Annotated in this window: 20 protein-coding genes; 8 read left to right on the top strand and 12 right to left on the bottom strand. The window is 68.0% G+C overall.

The annotated features are described in order from the left end of the window. Positions 1-2: 2 nt before the first annotated feature. The 12 genes from addA to C7T96_RS19730 all read right to left on the bottom strand — a co-directional run bounded on the left by addA (position 3) and on the right by C7T96_RS19730 (position 17,438). Positions 3-3,524: a double-strand break repair helicase AddA gene (addA, locus tag C7T96_RS19780; protein ID WP_106572981.1), complete on the bottom strand. Its 3,522-nt coding sequence runs from the start codon at positions 3,522-3,524 to the stop codon at positions 3-5. Continuing rightward, entirely contained in the window at positions 3,521-6,646 is a 3,126-nt protein-coding gene (gene addB / locus C7T96_RS19775) for a double-strand break repair protein AddB (protein WP_106572980.1), read from the bottom strand. Before addB ends, addA begins: the two co-directional genes overlap by 4 nt. Further along, positions 6,643-7,377, bottom strand: coding sequence for a nucleotidyltransferase family protein (locus C7T96_RS19770; RefSeq protein ID WP_106572979.1), 735 nt, complete (start codon positions 7,375-7,377; stop codon positions 6,643-6,645). The genes addB and C7T96_RS19770 overlap by 4 nt, the downstream gene beginning before the upstream one ends. Continuing rightward, positions 7,374-8,867, bottom strand: a complete 1,494-nt coding sequence (gene tsaE, locus C7T96_RS19765; RefSeq protein WP_280951745.1) for a tRNA (adenosine(37)-N6)-threonylcarbamoyltransferase complex ATPase subunit type 1 TsaE — start codon at positions 8,865-8,867, stop codon at positions 7,374-7,376. Before tsaE ends, C7T96_RS19770 begins: the two co-directional genes overlap by 4 nt. A 6-nt stretch (positions 8,868-8,873) precedes the next feature. Then, entirely contained in the window at positions 8,874-11,432 is a 2,559-nt protein-coding gene (locus C7T96_RS19760) for a PAS domain-containing sensor histidine kinase (protein ID WP_106572978.1), read from the bottom strand. Positions 11,433-11,634: 202 nt separating this feature from the next. Further along, on the bottom strand, positions 11,635-13,035 hold the full coding sequence (gene ahcY, locus C7T96_RS19755; protein WP_106572977.1) for an adenosylhomocysteinase: 1,401 nt from the start codon (positions 13,033-13,035) through the stop codon (positions 11,635-11,637). 323 nt (positions 13,036-13,358) lie between these two features. Beyond that, positions 13,359-13,649, bottom strand: coding sequence for an HPr family phosphocarrier protein (locus C7T96_RS19750; RefSeq protein ID WP_106572976.1), 291 nt, complete (start codon positions 13,647-13,649; stop codon positions 13,359-13,361). Further along, positions 13,646-14,047 (bottom strand): PTS sugar transporter subunit IIA, encoded by a 402-nt coding sequence (locus tag C7T96_RS19745; protein WP_106572975.1) that lies wholly within the window; start codon positions 14,045-14,047, stop codon positions 13,646-13,648. The genes C7T96_RS19750 and C7T96_RS19745 overlap by 4 nt, the downstream gene beginning before the upstream one ends. Then, entirely contained in the window at positions 14,044-14,352 is a 309-nt protein-coding gene (locus tag C7T96_RS23950; RefSeq protein WP_146149212.1) for a hypothetical protein, read from the bottom strand. The genes C7T96_RS19745 and C7T96_RS23950 overlap by 4 nt, the downstream gene beginning before the upstream one ends. A 47-nt stretch (positions 14,353-14,399) precedes the next feature. After that, on the bottom strand, positions 14,400-14,909 hold the full coding sequence (locus C7T96_RS19740; RefSeq protein WP_106572974.1) for a serine kinase: 510 nt from the start codon (positions 14,907-14,909) through the stop codon (positions 14,400-14,402). A gap of 22 nt (positions 14,910-14,931) precedes the next feature. Beyond that, a complete protein-coding gene (locus C7T96_RS19735) occupies positions 14,932-16,701 on the bottom strand; it encodes a sensor histidine kinase (RefSeq protein WP_106572973.1) in 1,770 nt (589 codons plus the stop codon). Positions 16,702-16,736: 35 nt separating this feature from the next. Further along, on the bottom strand, positions 16,737-17,438 hold the full coding sequence (locus C7T96_RS19730) for a response regulator transcription factor (protein WP_106572972.1): 702 nt from the start codon (positions 17,436-17,438) through the stop codon (positions 16,737-16,739). Positions 17,439-17,790: 352 nt separating this feature from the next. Here C7T96_RS19730 and C7T96_RS19725 point away from each other — a divergent pair, with 352 nt between their 5' ends. From C7T96_RS19725 to C7T96_RS19690, 8 genes are all read left to right on the top strand, one after another. Next, positions 17,791-19,401 carry a phosphoenolpyruvate carboxykinase gene (locus tag C7T96_RS19725; RefSeq protein ID WP_106572971.1) on the top strand — a complete coding sequence of 537 codons (1,611 nt, stop codon included), beginning with the start codon at positions 17,791-17,793 and terminating at the stop codon, positions 19,399-19,401. 165 nt (positions 19,402-19,566) lie between these two features. After that, entirely contained in the window at positions 19,567-20,004 is a 438-nt protein-coding gene (gene arfB / locus C7T96_RS19720) for an alternative ribosome rescue aminoacyl-tRNA hydrolase ArfB (protein ID WP_106572970.1), read from the top strand. A gap of 139 nt (positions 20,005-20,143) precedes the next feature. Beyond that, complete coding sequence (locus C7T96_RS19715; RefSeq protein WP_106572969.1) at positions 20,144-20,761, top strand: transglutaminase-like cysteine peptidase; 618 nt, start codon at positions 20,144-20,146, stop codon at positions 20,759-20,761. A gap of 346 nt (positions 20,762-21,107) precedes the next feature. Continuing rightward, complete coding sequence (locus C7T96_RS19710) at positions 21,108-21,698, top strand: NAD(P)H-dependent oxidoreductase (RefSeq protein ID WP_106572968.1); 591 nt, start codon at positions 21,108-21,110, stop codon at positions 21,696-21,698. Then, on the top strand, positions 21,695-22,396 hold the full coding sequence (pyrF, locus tag C7T96_RS19705) for an orotidine-5'-phosphate decarboxylase (RefSeq protein WP_106572967.1): 702 nt from the start codon (positions 21,695-21,697) through the stop codon (positions 22,394-22,396). The genes C7T96_RS19710 and pyrF overlap by 4 nt, the downstream gene beginning before the upstream one ends. A gap of 25 nt (positions 22,397-22,421) precedes the next feature. Continuing rightward, positions 22,422-22,715: a DUF1330 domain-containing protein gene (locus tag C7T96_RS19700; protein ID WP_106572966.1), complete on the top strand. Its 294-nt coding sequence runs from the start codon at positions 22,422-22,424 to the stop codon at positions 22,713-22,715. Next, entirely contained in the window at positions 22,712-23,254 is a 543-nt protein-coding gene (locus C7T96_RS19695; RefSeq protein WP_106572965.1) for a GNAT family N-acetyltransferase, read from the top strand. Before C7T96_RS19700 ends, C7T96_RS19695 begins: the two co-directional genes overlap by 4 nt. A 125-nt stretch (positions 23,255-23,379) precedes the next feature. Continuing rightward, complete coding sequence (locus tag C7T96_RS19690) at positions 23,380-24,684, top strand: polyhydroxyalkanoate depolymerase (RefSeq protein ID WP_106573041.1); 1,305 nt, start codon at positions 23,380-23,382, stop codon at positions 24,682-24,684. Positions 24,685-24,781 lie beyond the last annotated feature (97 nt).

Here is a 24,781-nt window from a genome sequence, read left to right as displayed (position 1 = left end):
TCTCACGCCGCGGTGAGTCGGACAAGGGCTTCGTCCAGCGCGGCGGCCGGCACCCGGACGAGGGCGGGCGCTTCGGTGAACAACAGGGCGGCCTCGACGGCGCGGCCGGCATAAAGCGGCTGCAGCAGGGCGCGATAGAGCGCGAGCTGGGCGAGATAGGCCGGCGGCACCGTCTCCAGCGTCAGCGGCGGCGGCCGGTTGGTCTTGTAGTCGACGATCAGCACGGTGTCCTCGCCGACCGCAAGCCGGTCGATCTTGCCCGAAACGGCGCGCTCCGCCGCGCCGAGACGCACCGTGCCCATCAGCGCCACCTCGGCGCGCGAGCCGAGGGCGAACACCGGCGCGAAATCGGGGTTTTCCAGTATGGCGCGCACCGAGCGCCACGCGCTCTCGCGCTCGGCCGCCGGCCAATCGGCACCGAAGCGGTCGAGATAGCGGCGCGCGGCCGTTTCGCGCGCGGTTGGCAGAACGGCCGGCAGCATCTGCAGCAGGCGGTGGATCGCCGTGCCGCGTTGCGCGGCCGGCGATGCCGCGCCGGCCGGCGCCAGCACGGGCGAGGCGTCGCGCACGCCCTCCTCGCGGCCCGCCTCGATCAACAGCCCCGCCCCGGAGGGCGAGAGCGGCCGCGGCAGGGCGGGCGGCGGCGGTGCCGGTTCGGTCAGAAAGGCGGGCAGTTCGGGTTGCTGCGGCTCTTCGGGCGTTTCGCGCGCGGCCACTGCCGGGCCGCGCTGCCTGGTGACCCGAAACTGTCGCACCCTAAGCGCGGCGACCGGATGTTCGGCCTCGACGACCGGACCGGTGGCGAAGGCGGCCTCCGCTAGCCTGTGCCAGATGCCGTCCTGCGGCGCGCGCACGCCGCGATAGCCGCACACGATCAGCCTGTCTTCCGCCCTGGTCATGCCGACATAAAGCAGCCGCCTATATTCTTCGCGCGCCCGCTCGGCGATGCCCTCGGCGATCGCCCTGGCGCGGCGGTTGGCGGTATCGGCGCCGGAGCGCCACACGAACCCGTCGCCGGTCCACAGCCGTTTGTGCGAGGCGAACGGCATCAGCCTGGGCAGATGGCTGTCCGAAAACGGCGCGGCGCCGTTGTCGACCAGGATCACGATCGGCGCTTCCAGCCCCTTGGAGGCGTGCACGGTCATGATACGCACCTCGTCGCGCGACTGGTCCATTTCGCGGCGGATGTCGGGCCCGGCATTTTCGAGCGTCGCCAGAAAGGCTTCCAGCCCGGTCACGCCGGCCTGTTCGGCGGCGAGGCAGAAATTCAGGAACTCGTCGAGAATGTCGCCGGCCTCGTGTCCGAGCCGGCGCACCATCTTGCGGCGCACGCCGTCGCGCGCCAGGATCGCGGCGAAGAAGGCGAAGACCGTGCCTGTATCGGCCTCGCCGCGCCAGCGCGCCAGGTCGGCGGCGATCGTCTTCCAGAGCGGTTCGGCCTGCGCGCGGGCGCGCAACGCGCCATAGAGCGAGCGCGCCTTGCCGCGATCGGCGGCAAGCGCGTAGAGCGCTTCCTCGTCGAGGCCGAAGACCGGGCTTTTCAGCAGCGTGGCCAGCGACAGGTCGTCCTGCGGCTGCAGGACGAAGCGGGCGAGCGCCATCATGTCCTGCACCGCGATGTGGGCGCGCAGGTTGAGCCGGTCGGCGCCGGCGACCGCGATCTCGCGGTTCTTCAGCGCGCGCGACAGCGCGTTGATGAACCGGTCGCGCTTGCGCACCAGAACCAGCACGTCGCCGGGCGTCACCGGCCGGCCGCGGCCCTCGATCACCTCGCCGGACCTGAGCCAGTGGGCGACGGTGTCGGCGACGATCTCGGCCAGCCGCGCCGCCGGCGCCGAGGCATGGTCGACGGGCTCGGCCCAGTCCTCCGGCGCCTCGACCTGTTCGGGCGCGATCTGATCCCACAATTCGACATGGCCGGGCTCGCCGACGCGGATCGCCTTGTGTTCGATCGCTTCGGGGTCGCGGGTCAGCCCGGCGCGCGCCTCCTCGGCGGCGAACACCTGGTCGACGGCGGCCAGCACGTCCTCGGTCGAGCGAAAGGAATGGGCGAGCGTCACAGGCGCGAAGCGCCCGCCGGCGCCCTCCACCCGGCGCGAGAATTCGTGCTTGTAGTGCTCGAAGGCCTCCGGTTCGGCGCCCTGGAAGGAATAGATCGACTGTTTTTCGTCGCCGACGGCGAAGATGGTGCGGTTCGTCTCGCTTCTGGCGCCCGCGCCGGCGAAGAAATCCTCGGTCAGTCGCGCCACCACCTGCCATTGGTCGGGACTGGTGTCCTGCGCCTCGTCGACGAGGATGTGGTCGATGCCCTGGTCGAGCTTGTATTGCACCCACGCGCCGACATCGGTGCGCGACAACAGCCACACCGTGCGGGTGATCAGGTCGTTGAAGTCGAGAAAGCCGCGCGCCGATTTCAGCCGTTCGTAACGGGCGATCAGCCAGTCGGCCAGCGTCAGCGCGGCGCGGCTGCGCGCGACCATGCGCCAGGTGGCGAGGCGGTCGGCGGCGGCGGCGATCGCGTCGGCGGCGCGCGCGAACTCGGCCGAAAACTCCGGAAAATGCTCGGCCACGCCCTTGGCCAGGATGCGTTCGGTCGGGCGGGGCTCGGCCATGCCGGCCTTCTTTTCACTCAAAAACAGCGCGCGCGCGGCAACGAAGCCCTCCGTCGGCGGCGCCGCGCAGGCTGCGGCCAGCCCGGCGGCGAATTTTTCCGCGGTCTTCTTCTTCGCCTCGCGCGCGGCCGCGCCGAAGCGGGCGGCAAACCCGGCGTCGAAATAGGCGTCCGGCCAGGAAGCGGCGACGATGTCCGCCTCGTCCGCCTCGCCCGAAAAGCCGAACTCCTCCAGGAGGTCGGCGAAGACGCCGCCATCGCCGCCGATCGCGGCGATGAAGCGCCGGAGCGCGTCGCGCTTGCCGACGATCTCGTTCAAAAGCGCTTCCAGCCCGTGTTCGCCGCCGGCCGCGAGCACGGTGGCGAACGCCTCGGCGATGCCGGCATCGCCCCCTTCGCCGACGCCGGCGAGCAGGTCGCGGCGCGCCTCGGCGACCAGCGCCTGCTCCATGCGCCCGTCGAGCAGATCGAAATGGCCGGCAATGTTGGCCTCGAGCGGGAAGCGGTGCAAAAGCGCCTCGCAAAAGGCGTGGATGGTCTGGATCTTCAGCCCGCCCGGCGTTTCCAGCGCCCGCGCGAAAAGCCGGCGCGCCAGCCGCACCCGCTCGCCGTCGGGCTTTTTTTGTTCCAGGGCCTCGATCTCGGCGGCAAGCGTGCCGTCGTCGAGCGTCGCCCAGCGGCCGAGATCGGCAAACACGCGGGTCGCCATGTTGGCCGCCGCCGCCTTGGTATAGGTCAGGCACAAAATGCGGGCGGGATCGACGCCTTCCAGCAGGAGCCGCATCACCCGGCGCGACAGCACATGCGTCTTGCCCGAGCCGGCATTGGCCGAAACCCAGGCCGACAGGCCGGGGTCGGACGCCAGCGCCTGGTTCGCCAGCGTGTCGGGCGGAATGATCCGCGATCCGCTCATGCCTCGTCTCCGCCGTCGCCGCCGCCATCGCCGCCGGCCGACCATTCGAGCACCCGGGCGAGATGGTCGTAATCGCCATCCGTGTCGCCCTCGCGGAAGGGCAGGGCGCGCGACAGATATCCGTTGGCGGGCTCTTGATAGTGCGCGACCAGCCGTTCGAGCCGCTGCCAGGCCTCCGTCGCCATGTCGGGCGCGGTGCGCGCCTGGCGTTTGTAGGTGAGGATCGATTCGGTCTCGACCTCGCCGTTCGGCCTCAGCCGCACATAGGCGAGATCGGCCGGTTCGCACGGCCCGATCGCGGTGAAGGCACCGCGCTGCAGCAATGCCGCCTCGAGCGCAAGCTGCGGCGAGACGAGCGTGTGAGCCTGGCCGCGCGAGGGGCCCGACCCGGTCTTGTAGTCGAGAATGTCGGCTCGCCCGTCGCGGAGAACGTCGATCCGGTCGGCGCGGCCCGACAGATGCGCCCCGGTGGCGCCGATCGCAAGCGGATCGGCCTTGAGCTCGGCATGGGCGGCCGCGATGCCGCCCGCCCGCGCGCGTTCGAAGGCGACGATGTTGGCGACCATGGCGCCGAAGCGCGGCCACCACACCGCCTCGACATCGGCCGGCAGGCCGGCCTCGGCGAAGCAGCGCCGCGCGACCGCGACGAGCCGCTCGGCGGCGTCGCTGGCGTGCGGGTCGGTGCCGGTCTCGGTGAAGCGGTGCAGAATGTCGTGAAACAGCGTGCCGCGCTCGGCCGCGCCCGGATCGCGCAGCAAGGGTTGCAGCGGTTCCAGCCCGAGGATGCGCCTGGCATAGATCGCGTAGGGGTCGCGCCGCAACGTCTCGACCTCGGTGACCGAAAAGCGGCGCGGGCGCGTGTCGACCGGCGGCGTCGGGGCCGGCCGCGGCACGAAGGCGATGTCGGGGCCGATGTCGAGCGCGCGTGCCCAGCCGGTCAAGCTGGCGCCCCGCGCCCGCAGCCGCGCGGCCTCGTCGGGACCGATCACGGCCAGAAGCCTTTGCAGCCATCGCGACGGCACCGAGGGGGCGTCGCCCTGGCGCGCGGCGCGGGTCAGGACCAGTCGCCGGCACCCGGCGGCCATGACGAAATCGTGCGCGGCAAGCCCGATCCGGCGTTCGGGCGGCTCGAGCGAAAGCCCGGCCTTCATCATCCGCGACATGAAACGGTCGGCCTGGGCGCTGGCCGGCCACACTCCCTCGTTGAGGCCGGCGACCACCAGAAGATCGACCGATTGCAGCCGCGCCTCCAGCGCGCCCCAGATCGACACGCGGCTGTCGCCGGCCATGGACGGCTTGACCGTTTCCGGCGCGATCAGGGCCGCGAGGATCGCCGGCCATTCTGCGCCGTCAAAGGCGATTTCGGCGGTATTTTCGGTCAACCCGCGCAGGAAGCCGGCCAAAGCCTCGCCGGCGTCGCCGCCGTAAAGCGCGGCGAGATCGCCGGTATCGTCGCGCGCCAGCCGTTCCAGAAGCTCGACCGTCAGTCGGGCAATGCCGCCCAGACCGGCTTCTTCTGACCGGCGTCGCGCGGCAAGCGGGGCGGCGGCCGCGTCGAGCTCGCGCAGCAGCGCGCGCGCGGCCTCGATGTCCTTGGCGCCGAGCCGGGCGAGCCAGAACGGCTTGCGCGGGTCGGCGGCGAATTCGTCGAGACGGCGGTCGAACAGCGCGGCGAGCGCGGTGATGTCTGGGCGGCCGGTGCCGCCGCGCAGCGCCACCAGTTCGATCAGCTCGCCGAGCCGCCGAGCCGTTGCGCGGTCGCGGCCGAGCCGGAACAAAGGATGTTTGAACAAGGCCAGCAGCGGCACTGGGTCGCCGGGAGAAAACACGGCGGCGACGAGGTCGGTCAGCAACTGCCCGGGCATGGTGCGCGCCAGAAGGGCGCCGCCCGAATCGTCCGCCGTGATGTTGAAGCGCAACAGTTCCGAGGCGACCCGGCGGGCGAGCGCGCGGTCGCCGGTGACGAGCGCGACGTGGCGCGCGCCCTGCGCCAGCCCCTGGCGCAGGGCGATCGCCGCGGCGAGCCCTTCCTCGCGTTCGTGCGCGGCTTCCACCAGCACCACCTCGTCGAGCGCGCCGGCCGCCAGCGCGGCCTCGACGGTTTTTCGGCCGTCGATCCAGGCATCGGTGGTTTCGGCCGGTCGCAGCGCCTCGTTGACGATCCGCGCCCTTGCGGCCAACGCCGGCGGCGCGTGGCCGATCTCGACCACGTCGCGGCGTCCCGCGCCGATCGTGGCAATCAGCTTTTTCAGGCCGTATTGCGGATGGCCGAAGGCGGAGGCCGGCTGGCGCGGATCGCCGATGGCGTTCCACGACCGCTCGTCGAGCTCCGGATCGAGGCCGGGCAGAACCACCGCGCCGCGCGGCAGGCGCGCGACCACCGACAACAGCCGCGCGGTGGCCGGGATCGACCCGGTCGAGCCGGCCGCAATCACCGGTCCGCGCGGCGGCGCGGCGGCAAGGCGCCGGGCTTCGGCGTCGATCAGGGCGTTGCGGTGGGCGGCCGGATTGGCGCGGTCCCGCTCTTGAAGTGCCTGCGGCCAGGCCTTGGTGACGATGTCGAGAAATTCCAGCGTCACCTGCCACCACGCGGCCAGTTCGCCGCCGACCAGCGAGGCGAGCGCCCCCCAATCCGCGTCCTCGGTCTCGATCTCGTCCATCAGCGCGGCGAGATCGCGCGCGAGCCAGATCGCGTCGGCCATCGAGGCCGGCACCGTGACCTCCTCCTCGAACAGGGCCGCGACATGGGCCGGCAGCCGTTTTTTCCAGGCCTGGACCAGCGGCGCGAGCGCGAGCAGGCGTTCCATCGCCGCGATCGGCGGGGCGACGTCGAGCGCGGCCGCGCTCTGTTCGTCGAACAGGGCGGCGTCCTCGTCGAAATCGCCGAGCGGACGAATGACCGGCAGGATCGCCGAGCCGGAGCCGAGCCGGTCGACGAAGGTGCTGCGCAGCGCGCGCGCGGCCCGGCGCGTCGGCACGTAGAGCGTCACCTCGGCGAGCGCCAGCGGATCGCCGTCGAAAACGAAATCCTCGACCAGCGTGCCGTTCAACAGGGCCTCGGCGAGAGTCGGCAGAAAGGCCGCGCCAGGGGGGATCGAGAACAGGCGCGGCGCGGTTCTCACCGCGCTTCCGCCTCCGCCATCACCGCGTCCAGCGCCGCCTCGGCGAGCGGAATCGCATCGGGCGTGCCAACGGTGAACCAGCGCCCGGCGAGGGGGTGTCCGTACAGGCGTCCGCTGGCGATCGCCTGGTCGAAATAGCGGTTGAGCGAATGCGGTTCGACCGTCGCGCCGGCGAAGATGCGCGGATGAAGGATTGCCGCCCCGGCGTAGATCGCCCCGTCCGGCGCGCCGCGCGCCCGCTGCAGACGACCGGCCGCGTCGACCGAGAAATCGGCGCCGCCGCTATGACCGATCGCGAGCGCCGGGTCGGCGAGCATCAACAGGATATCCATGCGGTCGTCGTCCCAGGCGGCCGCCAGCCGGACGAGGTTGGATTGATCCTGGTCGATCCAGAACGTATCGGAATTGAGGACGAAGAACGGCCGGGCTCCCAGAAGCGGCAGCGCCTTGACGATGCCGCCGGCCGAATCGAGCAGCAAGGCGCGTTCGTCCGATATCAGCGTTTTCGGCCGGCGCCGCGCGGCGACATGGTCGATGATGCGGGCGCCCAGATGGTGGACATTGACCACGGCGGTTGCCGTGCCGGCCTCGGCCAGCGCGTCGAGCGCCCGGTCGAGCATCGCCTTGCCGCCGATCTTCACCAGCGGTTTCGGCAGGGTTTCGGTGATCGGGCGCAGGCGCAGGCCGAGCCCGGCCGAAAGCACCATCGCGGTGGCGGGAACCGTGCTCATGGCGCGGGCGCGTCCAAAAGCGCGTTGTCGCGGTAGAAGGCGGCGACGGGCGCCAGGGCGGGGTGGCGCAGCGCGCGCTCGAGATAGGCGCGGATGCGCGGCAGGTGACGCAGATAGCCGGCCTTGCCTTCGCCGCGGTCGAGGCGCACGAAAATGCCGAGGATCTTTGAGTTGCGCTGCGCCGCCATGACCGCGAAATCCCGTTCCAGCCGTCCGCTGTCGAACGGACCTGCCGATTGCCTGGCCGCACAATAGGCCGACACGATCTGCCGCTCCAGCCCCTCGGGCACGCTCACGCGCGCATCCTGGGCCAGCGACGCGAGGTCGTAGGCGACCGGTCCGATCAGCGCATCCTGGAAGTCGAGCAGCCCGATCCGGTCGAAGCCGCTCCGGTCAGACCGCCAGACGAAATTGGGCGAGTGGTAGTCGCGCAGGACGATACCGGTCTCGGCGTCCGCGATCGCGTCGAACACCGTGTTCCAGGCGGTGGCGAAACGCGCCTTCAGCGCCGCGTCGGCGGACCGGCCGAGCACATGCGGCACATACCAGTCGACAAACAGCTCCGCCTCGACCATCAGCGCATCGCGATCATAGGGCGGGACGCGGTAGGGCGCGCGTCCGGCGACCGGCAGGCTGTCCGGCCAGGCTTTGTCGTGCAGCGCGGCAAGTAGGCGCGCGGCCTCGCAATAGCGCTCCGCGACCGGCTCGCCGGTCGCCGACAGGAACCGGCCGGTTCCCAGATGTTCGAGCAGCAGGAAACCCGCGTCGAGGTCTGCGGCCTCGATTCGCGGGGCGCAGAACCCGCGGGCGCGCAGGGCATCGGCCATCGCCACGAACGGCGTGACCGACAAGGCCCGGTGCGCGATCTCGTTGTAGGACCGCCCGTCCCTGAGCGGCGGCCCGGCCGGTTGCGCGGGCGCGTTCATCAGGATGGTGCGCGCGCCGGCCTCGGTCACCGTCTCGTAGGTGCGGTAGGACGCGTCGCCCTGCAGATGGTGCCGGAGGGCGCCGACCCGCCCCGCATTGTCGAGAAAGCGCCTGGCCGCCAGCGAGCGGGCGAGCCGCGCCATCGCGCCGGCCTCGCCGTCGATCGTCGCCAGCCGGCCGTCGCCGTGATGGTCGAGCCGTACCGTCAGTGCGGCCGCGTCGAGACGGTCGCCGGCGCGCTCGGGCCATTCGACCAGCACCACCCCGGTCTCGGTCAGCTCGTCGAAGCCGAGTTCGTCGAGTTCGTCCGGCGCGGCGAGCCGGTAGAGGTCGCAATGGTGCAGGTCGAAGCGCAGCGCGTAGCTCTGCACCAGCGTGAAGGTCGGCGAGGGAACTTCCAGTTCGGGATCGGCGGCGATGGCGCGGATGACGGCGCGCGCCAGCGCCGTCTTGCCGGCGCCGAGATCGCCTTGCAGCCGCACGACGTCTCCGGGAACGAGCGCCATGGCGAGGTCGTCGCCCAAGCGCGTCGTGGCCGCCTCGTCGGGCAGGGCAATACGCAACCGCCGCTACTCCGCCGCCGCCCGTGCCCCTTTCGGCGCGACCGGAAAGCGGCAGGTGACGGTGGTGCCGCGCGCCTCGCCGGTGTCGATCTCCACCGTGCCGCCATGCAGCTCGACGAAGCTCTTGACGATCGACAGGCCGAGGCCGGCGCCGCGACGGCGGCCGCCATTGGCGTGGGGTTCGAAGCGCTCGAAGGCCGCGTCGAGGATCTCGGGCGGCATGCCGGGCCCGTCGTCATGGACGCGGAACTCGACCTGGTCGCCGATCATCCGGCAGCTGAGCGCGATCGTGCTGCGCTCGGGCGCGTAGTTGGCGGCGTTGGACAAAAGGTTGAACAGGATCTGGCGCAGCCTGTTCTCGTCGGCATGCAGGCTGGGCGGCGCGTCCTTCGTGTCGACCGCGATCGCGATCTGGTGTTCGCGCAGCTTCTCGCCGATCAGTTCGGCCGCTTCGCCGACGATGCGGGTGACCTGCACTTCGCCGATCTCGAGCTGCATGATGCCGGCGTCGACCGTGGCCAGGTCGAGAATGTCGTTGACGATCGTCAGCAGCACCGAGGAGGAGGAGGCGATGTGGTCGACATAGTCGCGCTGGCGCTCGTTGAGGGGCCCTGTATCGGGCATCGTCAGCAATTCGGTGAAGCCGATAATATTGGTCAAAGGCGAGCGCAGCTCGTAGGAGACGTGCTGCACGAAATCGTTCTTGAGCTGGTCGGCTTTCTGCAGCGCCTCGTTCTTGTCCTGCAGCGCGCGCTCGAAGTTCACACTGTCGGTCACGTCGACGAAGGTCGTCATCACCTGGCCGTTGGGCAGCGGGATCATCGCATAGGACAGGATCGTGCCGTCGGCGAGTTCGGCCTTGCCGTGCGTTTCCAGCCGCTCGTCGTCGAAGCCGGTGACGGCCGCGACGAAGTCGCTCCACGGGCTTTGCGGACACTGGTGCGCGCACGCATCGCGGATCGTGGCGATATGGGTATTGGTGCCGATTTCGGCGCCGTCGAGGCGCCACAGCGCGACGAAGGCCGGGTTGAACAGCCTGATCCGTCCGTCCGGTCCGAAAACCGCGACCCCTTCGGCGAGATTGTCCAGCGTTTCGCCCTGCACGCGCACGGCCGCATTGTAGCGGCTTTCCAGGTCGAAGCGCTCGGTCATGTTCTCGAACACCCAGGTCACGCCGCCTTGGGGATGGGCGCTGGCCACGACGCGGATCGTGCGCCCGTCCGGAATGTGCCACCAATGTTCCTGCGGCTCCACGGCCCGGTAGGCCGACAGCAGGTTTTCCTTCCAGCGGCGCCATTCCGGCTGCTCGGCAAGCTTGCCCTCGCTGCGAAGCCGGTCGAGGAACATGGTGTTGTCGGGCCGCGCTTCCAAGAAGGCGCTGTCGAGTTCCCACAATTTCTGGAACGCCTGGTTGAAGAAACGCAGCTTCTGGTCGGCATCGTAGATCGCGACCGCGGTCGAAAGCTGGTCCAGCGTTTCGGCGTGGCTTTTGACGGTGCGCTGATATTCCGCCCGCAGCGCCTCGAGATCGCTCTTGTCGACCGCCAGGCCGGCGACCACGCCGTTGGCGCAAACGCTGGTGACGGCATATAGCTTGCGGTCCCCGTCCACGACAGCGGGAAGGTTGCGGCGCAGCGTCGGTTCCGTCAGATGTTGCCGCGCGATGTTTTCGCGCGCCTGGGTCGCCAGCAATTCCCGGCCTTGGGCGACCGCGGTCTCGGGCGTCTCGCACTCCACCGCCGCGGCATAGGCGGCGTTGACGGTGCGCAGCCGGCCGGTCTCGCTGCGCAGCCAGAACGGCATGTCGAGATTGGCCACCAGCGCGAGCACGGCCTCGTGGTCGGTCGCGAGCGCGGCGTGCTCGGCCTTGAGCGCGGCGTGCTCGGCCTGGCGGCGGGTCAGCGACACGAAACGCACGATCGCGTGCGAGGTCGACCGGCGTCCCAGCACCTCCAAGAGCGTGCCCGACTGCGCCTCCACGACCAGATCGAAGGATGTTCCGGCCTCGCGCAGCGCGGCGATGGCATTGTCGAGCATGGCGGCCGAGCGCGCCGTCAGCCAGCGCCCGAAGGCGAGGAAGGAGCTGCGCTCGTCGGGAACGCCGGGGGCCGACGTTAGCGTGCCCACCAGATCGGGCTTGCTCCTGTCACCCGCCCACACCACGGTTCTCTGGTCCCTGGTGGTCATCATCGCCTCGGCACGCTGTACGGCCGCGTTCAGTTCCGCGATCCGCTCGCGCAGCACGAGGTTTTCGGCGGCGATGCGCCCGCGCTCGCGAATCAGCCAGATCGCCGACAGCATGGCGGCGCCCATCACGCCGGCGAAGGTGGCGATCTGGATCACTTCGGACGCGCCGAATGTCAGGTTTCTGAGAGCATCGAGCCCGGTCGCGGGCATTTCCTGAGCGTGTGAGAGGATCGTCGACGACAGATAGCCGGCCAGCCCGACGCCGGCGGTTGCGGGCATCCGCGCGCGCCCGCTGCCCGCGTGATCCGGTCGGTCCGCTGCCCCGGCCTGCGTGTCATGCCCGCTGATCCCCGAATCCCGCGGGCCTTGTCCTGGCATCCCTTTTTCCTCTCCGCCGCATGAACGCCATGGCCGCCCGGCCGCATCGTCGGCAATGCCCCGTCCCGGGCGCGCCATCGTGGCGAATCACGTCACTGTACCGGCCCAGCGAATCGGCGTGAAGAAGGCGGCGCCACAAAAGTAATGCCGGGCGGTTTGTCAACCGCCCGGCATCAATATCTAGTGTTTGGATCCTGTCGGATCAGTATCTGTAGTGTTCCGGCTTGTACGGACCGGCCGGCATCACGCCGATATAGCTCGCCTGGTCCTCCGTCAGCGTGGTCAGCGTCGCGCCGAGCTTGTCGAGATGCAGCCGCGCCACCTTCTCGTCGAGATGCTTGGGCAGCACATAGACCTCGTTCTGGTAATTCTGCCCCTTGGTCCACAGTTCGATCTGGGCGAGCACCTGGTTGGTGAACGAGGCCGACATCACGAAGCTGGGATGGCCGGTGGCGTTGCCGAGATTGAGCAGGCGCCCTTCCGAAAGAAGCAGGATGCGGTTGCCGCCGGGGAACTCGATCATGTCGACCTGCGGCTTGATGTTGGTCCATTTCAGATTGCGCAGCGCGGCGATCTGAATCTCGTTGTCGAAATGGCCGATATTGCCGACGATGGCCATGTCCTTCATCTTGCGCATGTGATCGATGGTGATCACGTCCTTGTTGCCGGTCGTGGTGATCACGATATCGGCGGTCGGCGCGGCCTGGTCGAGCGTCACGACTTCAAAGCCGTCCATCGAGGCCTGCAGCGCGCAGATCGGGTCGACTTCGGTTACTTTCACGCGGGCGCCTGCGCCGCGCAGCGAGGCAGCCGAGCCCTTGCCGACATCGCCATAGCCGCAGACCACGGCGACCTTGCCGGCCATCATCACGTCGGTGGCGCGGCGGATGCCGTCGACCAGCGATTCCTTGCAGCCATATTTGTTGTCGAATTTCGACTTGGTGACCGAATCGTTGACGTTGATGGCGGGGAAGGGCAGCAGGCCCTTCTTCTGGAGCTGGTAGAGCCGGTTGACGCCGGTGGTCGTCTCTTCCGTCACGCCCTTGATGGCGTCGCGCTGGCGGGTGAAGAAGCCGGGCGTTTCGGCCATGCGCTTCTTGATCTGCTTGAAGAGGATTTCCTCTTCCTCGTTGCCGGGATTCGACAGAACGTCCTCGCCCGCCTCGGCGCGCGCGCCGATCAGGATGTACATGGTGGCGTCGCCGCCGTCATCGAGGATCATGTTGGACGGTTCGCCGTCCGGCCACTGGAAGATGGCGTCGGAATAGGCCCAGTAATCCTCGAGCGTTTCGCCCTTGATGGCGAAGACCGGCGTTCCGGTGGCCGCGATTGCGGCGGCGGCGTGATCCTGGGTGGAGAAGATGTTGCACGAGGCCCAGCGAACCTCGGCGCCCAGCGCCTGCAGCGTTTCGATCAGCACGGCGGTCTGGATCGTCATGTGCAGCGAGCCGGTGATGCGCGCGCCCTTCAGCGGCTGCGCCTCGCCGAACTCTTCCCGGCACGCGATCAGGCCCGGCATCTCGGTTTCGGCGATATCGATCTCCTTGCGGCCCCAGTCCGCCAGCGCGATATCCGCGACCTTGTAATCCAGTTTCTCTGTCATCGCATTACTCCTGATGTCTTCGCTGTGCGGCGGCCGGCGGCCTGGAAAGACCCTGCCGGTCGTTCGAACTTTCGTCGGACGCTGCACGGGGCGGGCGCGGTGGTCGCCGACCGGCGCTCGTGTCGCGACACGCTGCGCATCCGATTGGTTCCGGCGGGCCGACAAGCGTCCGCGATGCGCGCGCGCGCCTGCCCGACGCGGCGCTGTCTAGCAGATCGGCGAAAAGCTCACAACAGGATATAAGGAAATCTTTATCTGTGCATATGGACTGGCGCCGTTCCGGTTCCGGCCGGCGGCCGTCGCGCGGGCTGCGGGCGCCGTCCTCAGGCGTCCTCGCCGAAGCGGTTGGCCACCAGTTCCTCCAGTGCGGCCATCGCCTCGTGCGCGTCGGCGCCGGCGGCGGTGATGCGGATATGGCAGCCCGGGCTTGCCGCCAGCATCATCAGGCCCATGATCGAGGTGCCGCCGACCGAAACGCCGTCCTTTTCCACGGTCACCTCGGCCTTGAAACTGCCGGCGAGCTGCACGAAGCGCGCGGAGGCGCGTGCATGCAGGCCGCGCTTGTTGACGATCTCGATGTCGCGAACGATCGAGACTTCCCGCGTCGTCGTCATTTGCCGTTCAGGACCCGGCTCGCCACGTTGATATATTTGCGTCCGGCGGCCTGAGCGCCCTCCAGCGCGGCGGCCATGTCGTTGCCGGCGCGCACGCTGGTGAGCTTGATCAACATCGGCAGGTTCATGCCCGCGATCACCTCGATGCGGCCCGGCTCCATCACCGAGATGGCGAGATTGGAGGGCGTGCCGCCGAACATATCCGTAAGAATGACCACGCCGGCGCCGTCATCGACCCTGGCGACCGCCTCGACGATATCCTGACGCCGCAGTTCGATATCGTCGTCGGCCTCGATGGGGACGGTCTCGAAAGCATCCTGGGTCCCCACGACATGTTCGACGGCATGCCGGAATTCCTCGGCAAGGCGACCGTGCGTGACCAGCACGACTCCGATCATGAATGCTTCGCTCCCGTCAGCGCCCCCAGGGTCGGGGCGCGTCTGTTCTGGTTTTTCGTCATCCGCCAGCCCGGCGGCAGGTGCGCTATCTTGTCGACGGGCCGGCCTTTGACAAGCCCAAATCTCGGATCACGGCCGATCAATATGGCCGAAATTGGGGCCGAGCGGCCGAAAAACGCCCCAAACCGAGTCGGTTCCTGGCTGTTTTGCGCAGCCTGGCGGCTAGAAAAGACGGACGCCGGCCCGAGCGGAACGATCGCCGAAAAATCCGGGTATTTTTCCGTAATATGTTGAGAAATAATCATTTTCTCGAATGGGGGCGAGTCGTCGTCCCGACTGTTCGCGGCCGCGGTTACGGCGACGGCGTCCGGTCCGCGCCGACGGGCCGTGGCTGAAAGGCGCGCGTTTCGTCGCAACCCGCCCGCAACCGGCCGAGCGCCTCCAGCCGGGCGAGCACGGCCGGCATGGCGGCGGCCACGGCGCGCTCGGCCACGGCGAGGGCTGCGATTTCCACCGTCTCGATCAGTTCCACGCCGCCGGGATCGAGCCGCGGCGCCTCGCGTGCCGGCACGAGCCTGACGCACAGATCGATCACCGCCGCGGCTTCGTGCGCCTGGGCGGCCGGTCCGTGTCCGTAGATCTCGGCCAGCCCGGCGATCGCCCCGGGCACCCGCGCCACCAGACGCGGCCCGTGCCGCTCGAGCACGAGCCGGTCGTCGCCGACGAGCCAGGCCGGCATGCCGGCCGCCCGGCACCGCGCCACGAGGCCCAGCGCCAGCGTCGATTTTCCGGCCCCGGACGGTCCCAGCACGATCACGCCGCGATCGCCGATGACGAGCCCGCTCGCGTGGACGTTTTTCATCGGCCGGCCATGCGTCGCATCCTCAGCCTTCGGCGGGCAGCTTGACGATGAAGCGCGCGCCGCGCACGTCGCCCGACTTGCTGCCGGGGATGTTTTCGGCCGTCAGCGTGCCGCCATGGGCTTCGACGATCTGGCGGCTGATCGACAGGCCGAGGCCCGAATTCTGCCCGAACGCCTCGCCTTGGGGCCGGTCGGTGTAAAACCGCTCGAAGATGCGGTCGATGTTCTCGGCACGGATGCCCGGCCCGTTATCGTCGATGGTGACGATGATGTTGCGGGCGCTGCGCGCCAGCGTCAACTGAACGCGCCCGCCCTCGTCGGGGACAAAGGAGCGGGCGTTTTCGAGCAGGTTGGTGAACACCTGGCCGAGCCGCAGATCGTGGCCGTTGACCAGGAAGCCGCGCCCGTTCTGGCCGGCCTTGGCAACGCGAAACTCGATCGCGACCTGTTTCTTGTCGCGGGTATGCGCGCTCGCCGCCGCGACGAGATCGGTCAGGAATTTCTGCAGGTCGAGCGGTGCGGCGTCGGCGCGCGCCAGCTCGGCGTCGAGCCGAGAAGCGTCGGAAATGTCGGTGATCAGGCGATCGAGCCGGCGCACGTCGTGCTGGATGATGGCCAAAAGCCGGCTGCGCGCCTCCTCGTTGCGTGCCAAGGGCAGCGTCTCGACCGCGCTGCGCAGCGAGGTCAGCGGGTTCTTCAACTCGTGCGAGACGTCGGCGGCGAAACTCTCGATCGCGTCGATGCGCGCGTAAAGCGCCCTGGTCATGTCGCGCAGCGCGATCGACAGATTGCCGATCTCGTCCTGGCGCTCGGAGAAGTCGGGGATCTCCTCGCGGCTCCGCACGCCGCGGCGCACCCGCACCGCCGCCGCCGACAGCCGCCGCAGCGGATTGGCGATCGTGGAGGCGAGCAGCATCGACAAGATCGCGGTCACCAGCGCCGCCACGCCGAAGACGCGGAAGATCGCCTTGCGTTCGTCGGCGACGATCTTGTCGATGTCGCCGCCCTGGGTCGACAGCAAAAGCACGCCGAGCACGGCGCGGAAGCGCTGCACCGGCACCGCCACCGACACGATCATCTCGCCCTGTTCGCTGATGCGCACGACGAAGCCGGGCGTGCCGATCAGCGCCCGCATCACCTCCGGATAGGCGGCTCCGTTGCCGCCCGGCTGCTCGCGGTAAAGCGGCAGGTCGCTGCGGCGGAAGAAATCGGAGAGGATTTTCTCGACGCGGTCGAAAAAGTCCGGCTCGGCCTCCTCCAGCGGCGGCAGGTCGTAGCGCAGGATCTGGCCGCGCGAATAGAGATGGCGCGAATCCAGAAGCAGGTTGGCGTCGCGGTCGTAAATCCGCGCCCGGGTGCGCGTCGGCGAAATCAGGCGGCGCAGCAGCGGGGCGACCAGCTCCGGGTTGATGGGGAACTCCAGACTGTCGAGCTGGTCCGTGCCCGGCGCCAGGCTTTCGCCGGCCTGCAGCTCGAGCAGCTTTTCCGGATCGATGCTGATGGCATCGGTCTCCACCGTCGCCGAGGCCGCGACCGCGGCCGCGATGATCTCGCCCTGGGTCATCAGGCTTTCGACGCGCGCCTCGATCAGCCCGTCCCGGAACTGGTTCAGGTAAAGAATGCCCAGAACCAGCACCCCGAGCGCGGCGAGGTTGAGAAACAGGATGCGCCGCGTCAGGCTGGAAAAGATGTGATGGCCCAGAAACCGGCGCAGGGGCACGGTCAGCCATCCGACGACGGATGGACCGTTTCGTGCCGTGCCTGCCCGTTTGCGTTCGGTTTCGGCTACCATCTGTTGCCGGGGTCCACCCGACGCCTGTCCCAGTTTCACGCCTCGCGGAAGCGGTATCCAACACCATAAAGTGTTTCGATCATGTCGAATTCCTGGTCGACGACCTTGAACTTCTTCCTGAGCCGCTTGATGTGGCTGTCGATCGTGCGGTCGTCAACATAGACCTGCTCGTCATAGGCCGAATCCATCAGCGCGTCACGGCTTTTGACCACGCCGGGACGCTGGGCCAGCGAGTGCAGGATCAGGAATTCGGTCACCGTCAGGATGACCGGCTCGCCCTTCCAGGTGCAGGTATGCCGCTCCTGGTCCATGACCAGTTGCCCGCGTTCGAGCGATTTCGTCTGGCCGCTGGGCGATTTGGCGGCGGCCTCGCGCGCGTTGGCGCGCCGCAGCACCGCCTTGACCCGCTCGACCAGCAGGCGCTGGGAGAACGGTTTGCGGATGAAGTCGTCGGCGCCCATCTTGAGGCCGAACAATTCGTCGATCTCGTCGTCCTTCGACGTCAGGAAGATCACCGGCATGTCCGATTTCTGCCGCAGCCGGCGCAGCAGCTCCATGCCGTCCATGCGCGGCATCTTGATGTCGAGAATGGCCAGATTGGGCGGGCGGGCGGAAAACCCGTCCAGGGCGGACGACCCGTCCGTGTAGGTCTCTACGCGATAGCCTTCCGATTCCAGGGCGATGGAGACCGAAGTCAGGATGTTGCGGTCATCGTCGACGAGTGCGATCGTTGCCATGTCAAACGTATCCCTCATAAGCGGGCGTCCCTTCCTGCTTCCGGAAAGGGCTATAGGCGGACAAATTGGGTACAAAATGTGGCATAGAACAAAGGCCATGTCACATGCGCGGACCCGCAAGCGCCCATATCGCCTGTGCACGACCTGTTCCGGCGAACGGAAAAATTTAACCCTTTTTCAACAGCCTGCCCGCTTTTAAACGATTTAGGAAAAATTCAAAAATTTTTAAATCGATTAATGATTTGAAACAAAAAGGCTTTTCTGGTTGTGACCTCTGGCCGATGCTTGCCGGGGTCGAGGTTAGCGCATTGGCGGACGAACCAACGCAAAAAGACGCCAGGGAGCGGAACGAATGCGAGAGATCGGCAAGCGCAATGCCCGTTGCGGGATCGATATTATCGGGCTCGGCAAGGCCGCGGCCGCCCACTACAATCTCTGCGAAGCCGAACTCTACGAGGAAGCGTTGCGCCGCGGCGAGGCGCGTCTGACCGCCCACGGCGCGCTCGTCGCCCTGACCGGCCAGCACACCGGCCGTTCCGCCAAGGACAAGGTCGTCGTGCGCGACGCGGCCAGCGAGCCGCATGTGTGGTGGGACAACAACAACGCCATCACGCCCGAGCAGTTCGACCTGCTCCTGGCCGATTTCCAGGCCCAGGTCGAGGGCCGCGACCTCTTCGTCCAGGACCTCGCCGGCGGCGCGGATCCCGAAAACAGGCTTCCGACCCGGGTCGTCACCGAATATGCGTGGCATTCGCTGTTCATCCGCAACCTTCTGATCCGTCCCGACCGGACGGCGCTCGACACGTTCGAGCCGAAGCTTACCATCATCGACCTGCCGTCGTTCCGCGCCGACCCGGCCCGCCACGGCACCCGCAGCGAAACGGTGATCGCCGTCGATCTCAGCCGCATGATCGTGCTGATCGGCGGCACCTCCTATGCCGGCGAAATGAAGAAGTCGGTGTTCACCGTGCTCAACTATCTGCTGCCGGACAGCGGCGTCATGCCGATGCACTGCTCGGCCAATGTCGGCCCCGACGGCGACGCGGCGGTGTTCTTCGGCCTGTCGGGCACCGGCAAGACCACGCTGTCTGCCGATCCGCGCCGCACGCTGATCGGCGATGACGAACATGGCTGGGGCGAGGACGGCATCTTCAATTTCGAGGGCGGCTGCTACGCCAAGACCATCCGCCTGTCGGCCGCCGCCGAGCCGGAAATCTTCGCCACGACGCGTCGCTTCGGCACCGTGCTGGAAAATGTCGTCCTGGACGAGAGCCGGGTTCCCGATTTCGACGACGGGTCGCTGACCGAAAACACGCGTTGCGCCTATCCGCTGCATTTCATTCCCAATGCCAGCGACAGCGGCCGCGCCGGCCATCCCAAGAACATCATCATGCTGACGGCGGACGCCTTCGGCATCCTGCCGCCGATCGCCCGGCTGTCGCCGGCCCAGGCCATGTATCATTTCCTGTCCGGCTACACCGCCAAGGTCGCCGGCACCGAAAAAGGCGTGACCGAGCCGGAAGCGACCTTTTCCACCTGTTTCGGCGCGCCCTTCATGCCGCGCCACCCGGCCGAATACGGCAATCTCCTGCGCGAACTGATCGCCCGCCACGGCGTCGATTGCTGGCTGGTCAACACCGGCTGGACCGGCGGCGCCTACGGCACCGGCTCGCGCATGCCGATCAAGGCCACGCGCGCGCTGTTGACGGCGGCGCTGGAAGGCTCGCTCAACGCCTGCGAGTTCCGCACCGATCCGAATTTCGGCTTCGAGGTGCCGGTCGCCGTGCCCGACGTCGACGCCGCCATTCTCGACCCGCGCGCGACCTGGGCCGATCAGGCCGCCTACGACCGGCAGGCGGCCAAGCTGGTCGGCATGTTCATCGACAATTTCGCCAAGTTCGAGGATCATGTCGACGCCGGCGTGCGCAGCGCGGCGCCGCAGGTTCAGGTCGCCGCCGAGTAGCGTTGCGGCGCCGGTTTCGCGCGCAGATAGCGGCCCGGCCTCGCGCCGGGCCTTTTCTTTTGGCCCCCGGCGCGGCATGTGTGGATTGCGGCGGGTTCGGCGCACGACGAAATCTCCGTGTCCGAAACCGCGCCAGGATTGGGGTCCGCACCCCGGGAGAGGGGCATGTCAGGCGAAGAGGTGTTTTCGATCGCGCCCGGCGTGACGGTCGGCGAGGCCGAACTCGAGGAGCATTTCATCCGCTCCTCCGGTCCCGGCGGCCAGAACGTCAACAAGGTCGCGACGGCCGTCCAGCTGCGCTTCGACGCGCGCAACGCCCGCGGCCTGCCGGAGCCCGTGCGCAATCGCCTTGTGAAGCTGGCCGGCCAGCGCGCCACCAAGGACGGCGTGATCGTCATCGAGGCCGGCCGGTTCAGGACCCAGGAGCGCAATCGCGAGGACGCGCGCCAGCGCCTGCTGGCGCTCGTCGCCCGCGCCGCCGAGCCGCCGCCGCCGCCGCGCAAGAAGACGCGGCCGTCGAAAGGCGCGGTCGAGCGCCGTTTGAAGGCCAAGGCCGGCCGCGCGGCGATCAAGAAGATGCGCGGGCGTGTCGACAAGGAGTGACGTCACGCCGGCGGCGGATCCGGCCGGCTGTGGATGGTAACCATGATTTTCGGATTGGTGGTGTCGTGAATTGACAGCGGCAGCGCAAGCCTCTTAACCTTTTCTTAACGATAAGACACGGGTTGCAGGGGGCGAGCCGATGCATGGCAAGACGACGCCGGGACTCCGGCCAACGATCCTCGCGGCGCTTCTGGTGGCCGGGTCGCTCGCGCCTGCCGCCGCGCAGCCGGTCGATTCCATGGTCACCGGCAGCCTGACCTCGCAGCCGATCGGCCATTACGAGTTCTGCAAGGCCAATCCGCGCGAATGTTCCATCGCCATGCGCGACCGCGGTCCCGCGCGGCTCACCAAGACGCTGTTGTCGACGCTGTCGCGCGTGAACGTTTCGGTCAACCGCGCCGTCAAGCCGATGAACGACATCGACATTTTCGGCAAGGACGAGGTGTGGAGCTATCCCGACGGTGTCGGCGATTGCGAGGACTACGTGCTCGAAAAGCGCCGCCTGCTGCAGGGCAAGGGCGTGTCGCTCACCAACCTGCTGATCACTGTGGTGCGCAAGCCCGACGGCGAGGGTCACGCCGTGCTGACCGTGCGCACCGACAAGGGCGACCTCATTCTCGACAATCTGCGCGACGATATCCGCCCGTGGAGCAAGACCGGCTACCGGTTCCTCAAACGGCAGGCGAGCAACCATACCGGCCGCTGGGTCAATCTCCACGCTGAGCGCAACCGGTTCGTCGGCTCGGTCAACCGTTGAGCGGGTCCGTCTGAACGGCCTGGCGCGCGACCGTCGCTCGCCAAGCCAGCCAGCCCGACCGCGCCCTTCAAAGAGCGTTCCAAAAACTCCTCCCGGACGGCCTTGCGCCGGTTTTGCCCGCCCACTCGTCAGGGCGTGCGATCGCGGTCGCGCCGACCGGCCAGGCCGGCCCCGAAGAACGGCGGCGATGGCGCGAAGCCGGGGGCGCCCGGCGCGGTCGCAAAGCCATGTAAGCCAGCCGTCGAATACCCTTTCCGGCGGTGAGCGGGCGACAGGCTTCGGTTGCGATTGATTTGCCGCCCATATCCCTATACCCGGACAGGAACGGAAATCGACTGAGTGGGACATGACGGTACGTATACTCGTTTTCGCAGGCTCGATCCGCAGCGGCGCGTTCAGCGGCCGCACCGCCGACGCGGCCATGAAAGAACTGGCCCTGCAGGGCGCGGAGGTCACCCGCATTTCGCTGGAGGACTATCCGCTGCCGATCATGGACGAGGACCTCGAAAAGGAAAAAGGTATCCCTGAAAACGCGCTCAAGCTCGCACGGCTGTTCGCAGCCCATGACGGGCTTCTGATCGCCAGTCCCGAATACAACGCCTCGATCCCGCCGCTGCTCAAGAACACGCTCGACTGGGTGAGCCGCGTCAAAAAGGACGGCGCCGCGCCGCTGCACCCGTATCAGGACAAGGTCGTCGGCCTGTGCTCCTCGTCCAACGGTCAGTTCGGCGGCAATCGCGGCCTCTATCATCTGCGCGCCGTGCTGATGAACTGCCAGGCCGAGATCGTTACGCCGCAATGTTCGGTCGCGGGCGCCGCCGAGGCCTTCGACGAGGAGGGGCGGCTGAAGAACGAGCGCCAGCACAAGATGCTGGAAAAGGTCTGCCGCACGCTGATCGAACGGGCATCGATGCTGTCGACGAGGGTGGATGCATGAAGGACGCGAACAACGTCGCCGAAAGACTGATCGTCGGGCTCGACCTGCCGGATGTGGCGACGGCCGAAAAGGCCGTTTCGGAACTCGACGGTGTCGTCTCCTTCTTCAAGATCGGCTATCGGCTGGTGTTCGCCGGCGGTCTCGAATTCGCGCGCGATCTCGTCGCCTCGGGCAAGAACGTGTTTCTCGACATGAAGCTGCTCGACATCGACAACACCGTGGCCGAGGGCGTCGAGAACGTCGCCGCGATGGGCGTGTCGATGCTGACCGTGCACGCCTATCCCAAGGCGATGCGCGCCGCCGTCGAAGCGGCCGCCGGCAGCGATCTGTGCCTGCTCGGCGTGACCGTGCTCACCTCGATGGACGATCGCGACCTCTCCGAGGCCGGTTACGGCTTCGACGCCCGCGCCCTGGTCGAGCGCCGCGCGCGCCAGGCGCGCGAGACCGGCATGGGCGGCATCGTCTGCGCGGCCACCGAGGCGGCGGCCGTGCGCGCGATCGTCGGCCCGGAGATGGCGCTGGTGACGCCGGGCATCCGTCCGGCCGGCGCCGCCCACGGCGACCAGAAGCGGGTGATGACTCCGGCCGATGGGCTGCGCGCCGGCGCCAGCCATCTCGTCGTCGCCCGTCCGGTCGTCGGCGCGCGCGACCGCCGCGCCGCCGCCCAGGCGATCATCACGGAAATGGAAACGGCCTGAACCAGAACCGTCCCGGGAGGAAAACATGCCGAAAGCCTATTGGATCGCCCATGTCGATGTCCGCGATCCCGAACGCTACAAGGATTATGTCGCGACCGCGAAGCCGGCCTTCGAACGATACGGCGCCAATTTCCTGGCCCGCGGCGGCGCCTACGAGGCGATGGAAGGCGCGGGGCGCGCGCGCAACGTCGTCATCGAGTTTCCATCCCTGCAGGCGGCGAAGGAATGCTACAATTCGCCCGAATACCAGGCGGCCAAGGCGATCCGCGTGACGGTCGCCGATGCCGAGATGGTGATCGTCGAGGGATATGACGCCTGAGCGGCATTCCCGCCCTGCCTGCCGGCTACGCCATCAGAGCCGCCCGACCTGACGAGGTCCCCCGGCTGATCGCCGTCGAGACGGCGGCCGCGCGCCTGTTCGCCGACCACGGCTATCCCGCGCTCGCCGACGAGCCTCCGCGCACGCCCAAGGCGTTCGCCCGCTTCACGGCCGGCACCAGCGTGCTCGTCGCCGAAAGCCGGGATGCCACGCCGGCCGGCTTCGTCGTGGGCGGCGATGTCGGCGGCTATTTTTACCTGATGGAGCTCTCCGTCGATCCCGCCCATGGCCGGCGCGGGCTTGGCACCGCCCTCGTGCTGGCCGCGCTCGGCGCGGCGCGGCGGCTCGCCTATCGCGATGCCGCGCTTTCCACCTTCCGCGCCGTGCCCTTCAACGCGCCCTTTTACGGCAAGCTCGGCTTTAGCGAACTGGAGCCGGCGCATGCGCCGCCGGCGCTTCTGGCCCGGTTCAAGCGCGAGATGCCGCCGGGCGTCGAGGCGTCGGCGCGCGTGCTGATGGTGCGGCGCACCGGGGCCTAGCCTGGTGCAGGGCGGAACAGCTCTATTGCAATGCAGCAAAAGCCTGTTACCGTCATCGGTCATAACCAATGACCCTTCGCGTCGCGATTCTGGGCGGCTATCGGAACGGAAGGCGGTACATTTCGATGTTTTATCAGGCCTATGAGTGGAATCATGCCGCGATCCAGCCCTATCGCGCGGTGGCGGATGCGACGCGGCTGTTCTACAGCAATCCGCTCAACCCGCTCTCCCACACCGCGTTCGGGCGCTCGGCGGCGGCAATGGCGGAGATGTTCGAGCGCACCACGCGGCGTTACGGCAAGCCGGATTTCGGCCTGACCTCCACCGTGGTCGACTGGAAGCCGGTTTCGGTCAGCGAGGACATCGTCTGGAAGCGGCCGTTCTGCAACCTGATCCGTTTCAAGCGCGACCTGCCGGCCGGCCGCAAGCCCGATCCCAAGCTCCTGATCGTGGCGCCGATGTCGGGGCACTACGCGACCTTGTTGCGCGGCACGGTCGAGGCGATGCTGCCGCATGCCGAGGTTCACATCACCGATTGGGTCGACGCCCGCATGGTGCCGCTCTCCAAGGGGCATTTCGACCTGGACGACTATATCGACTACGTCATCGAGATGCTGCACGCGCTCGGGCCGGACACGCATGTCATGGCCGTGTGCCAGCCCTCCGTGCCGGTCCTGGCCGCGGCCGCGGTGATGGAGGCGCGCGGCGACCAATTCGCGCCCTCGACCATGACGCTGATGGGCGGGCCGATCGACACGCGCATCAACCCGACCGCCGTCAACCAGCTCGCCGAGGAAAAGGATCTCGCCTGGTTCCGCGACAACGCCATCATGCAGGTTCCCTGGCCCAATCCCGGTTTCGCCCGCGAGGTCTATCCCGGTTTTCTGCAGCTTTCGGGCTTCATGAGCATGAATCTCGACCGCCACATCATCGCCCACAAGGATTTCTTCCTGCATCTGGTCAAGAATGACGGCGATTCGGCCGACAAGCATCGCGATTTTTACGACGAATATCTGGCTGTGATGGATCTGACGGCCGAGTTCTACCTGCAGACGGTCGACACGGTGTTCATCCGCCACGCTTTGCCCCAGGGCGAGATGACCCATCGCGGCGAACCGGTCGATCCGGCCGCGATCCGCTCGATCGCGCTGATGACGGTCGAGGGCGAAAACGACGACATTTCGGGCGTCGGCCAGACCAAGGCCGCGCAGACGCTGTGCACCAATATTCCCGACGACATGCGCGTGCACTACATGCAGCCGGCCGTCGGCCATTACGGCGTCTTCAACGGCTCGCGCTTCCGCGCCGAGATCGTGCCGCGCATCGTCGATTTCATCACCAGCTATGGCCGCGAGAACCGCGACGCGCTCGGCCGGCACCTGCCCGCCAAAAAACCCGCCGCCAAGTCGACGGGACGCACCAGGGCCTGACTCAAAACCTGCCTGACACCGCCGCGCACGGGTAATCTGGGCGCGTGGGCCCGCGCAACGAAAAACGGGCCGCGGCCTCCGTCCGGGAGGCGCGCGG

It is taken from the genome of Nitratireductor sp. StC3, assembly GCF_003015025.1.
Lineage (GTDB): Bacteria > Pseudomonadota > Alphaproteobacteria > Rhizobiales > Rhizobiaceae > Mangrovimarina > Mangrovimarina alexandrii.
Note: the sequence above shows the minus strand (reverse complement) of the source record. Positions and strands in the feature narration are given on the sequence as shown.

Excerpts from the sequence above, each read along its gene's own strand:
- C7T96_RS19760 (WP_106572978.1), bottom strand. The coding sequence starts at position 11,432 with ATGCCAGGACAAGGCCCGCGGGATTCGGGGATCAGCGGGCATGACACG.
- C7T96_RS19710 (WP_106572968.1), top strand. The coding sequence starts at position 21,108 with ATGACGGTACGTATACTCGTTTTCGCAGGCTCGATCCGCAGCGGCGCG.
- C7T96_RS23950 (WP_146149212.1), bottom strand. The coding sequence starts at position 14,352 with ATGATTATTTCTCAACATATTACGGAAAAATACCCGGATTTTTCGGCG.
- C7T96_RS19770 (WP_106572979.1), bottom strand. The coding sequence starts at position 7,377 with ATGAGCACGGTTCCCGCCACCGCGATGGTGCTTTCGGCCGGGCTCGGC.
- C7T96_RS19690 (WP_106573041.1), top strand. The coding sequence starts at position 23,380 with ATGTTTTATCAGGCCTATGAGTGGAATCATGCCGCGATCCAGCCCTAT.
- C7T96_RS19725 (WP_106572971.1), top strand. The coding sequence starts at position 17,791 with ATGCGAGAGATCGGCAAGCGCAATGCCCGTTGCGGGATCGATATTATC.
- C7T96_RS19750 (WP_106572976.1), bottom strand. The coding sequence starts at position 13,649 with ATGACGACGACGCGGGAAGTCTCGATCGTTCGCGACATCGAGATCGTC.
- C7T96_RS19715 (WP_106572969.1), top strand. The coding sequence starts at position 20,144 with ATGCATGGCAAGACGACGCCGGGACTCCGGCCAACGATCCTCGCGGCG.
- C7T96_RS19730 (WP_106572972.1), bottom strand. The coding sequence starts at position 17,438 with ATGGCAACGATCGCACTCGTCGACGATGACCGCAACATCCTGACTTCG.
- C7T96_RS19740 (WP_106572974.1), bottom strand. The coding sequence starts at position 14,909 with ATGAAAAACGTCCACGCGAGCGGGCTCGTCATCGGCGATCGCGGCGTG.
- addA (WP_106572981.1), bottom strand. The coding sequence starts at position 3,524 with ATGAGCGGATCGCGGATCATTCCGCCCGACACGCTGGCGAACCAGGCG.
- C7T96_RS19735 (WP_106572973.1), bottom strand. The coding sequence starts at position 16,701 with ATGGTAGCCGAAACCGAACGCAAACGGGCAGGCACGGCACGAAACGGT.
- C7T96_RS19700 (WP_106572966.1), top strand. The coding sequence starts at position 22,422 with ATGCCGAAAGCCTATTGGATCGCCCATGTCGATGTCCGCGATCCCGAA.
- C7T96_RS19745 (WP_106572975.1), bottom strand. The coding sequence starts at position 14,047 with ATGATCGGAGTCGTGCTGGTCACGCACGGTCGCCTTGCCGAGGAATTC.
- ahcY (WP_106572977.1), bottom strand. The coding sequence starts at position 13,035 with ATGACAGAGAAACTGGATTACAAGGTCGCGGATATCGCGCTGGCGGAC.
- arfB (WP_106572970.1), top strand. The coding sequence starts at position 19,567 with ATGTCAGGCGAAGAGGTGTTTTCGATCGCGCCCGGCGTGACGGTCGGC.
- pyrF (WP_106572967.1), top strand. The coding sequence starts at position 21,695 with ATGAAGGACGCGAACAACGTCGCCGAAAGACTGATCGTCGGGCTCGAC.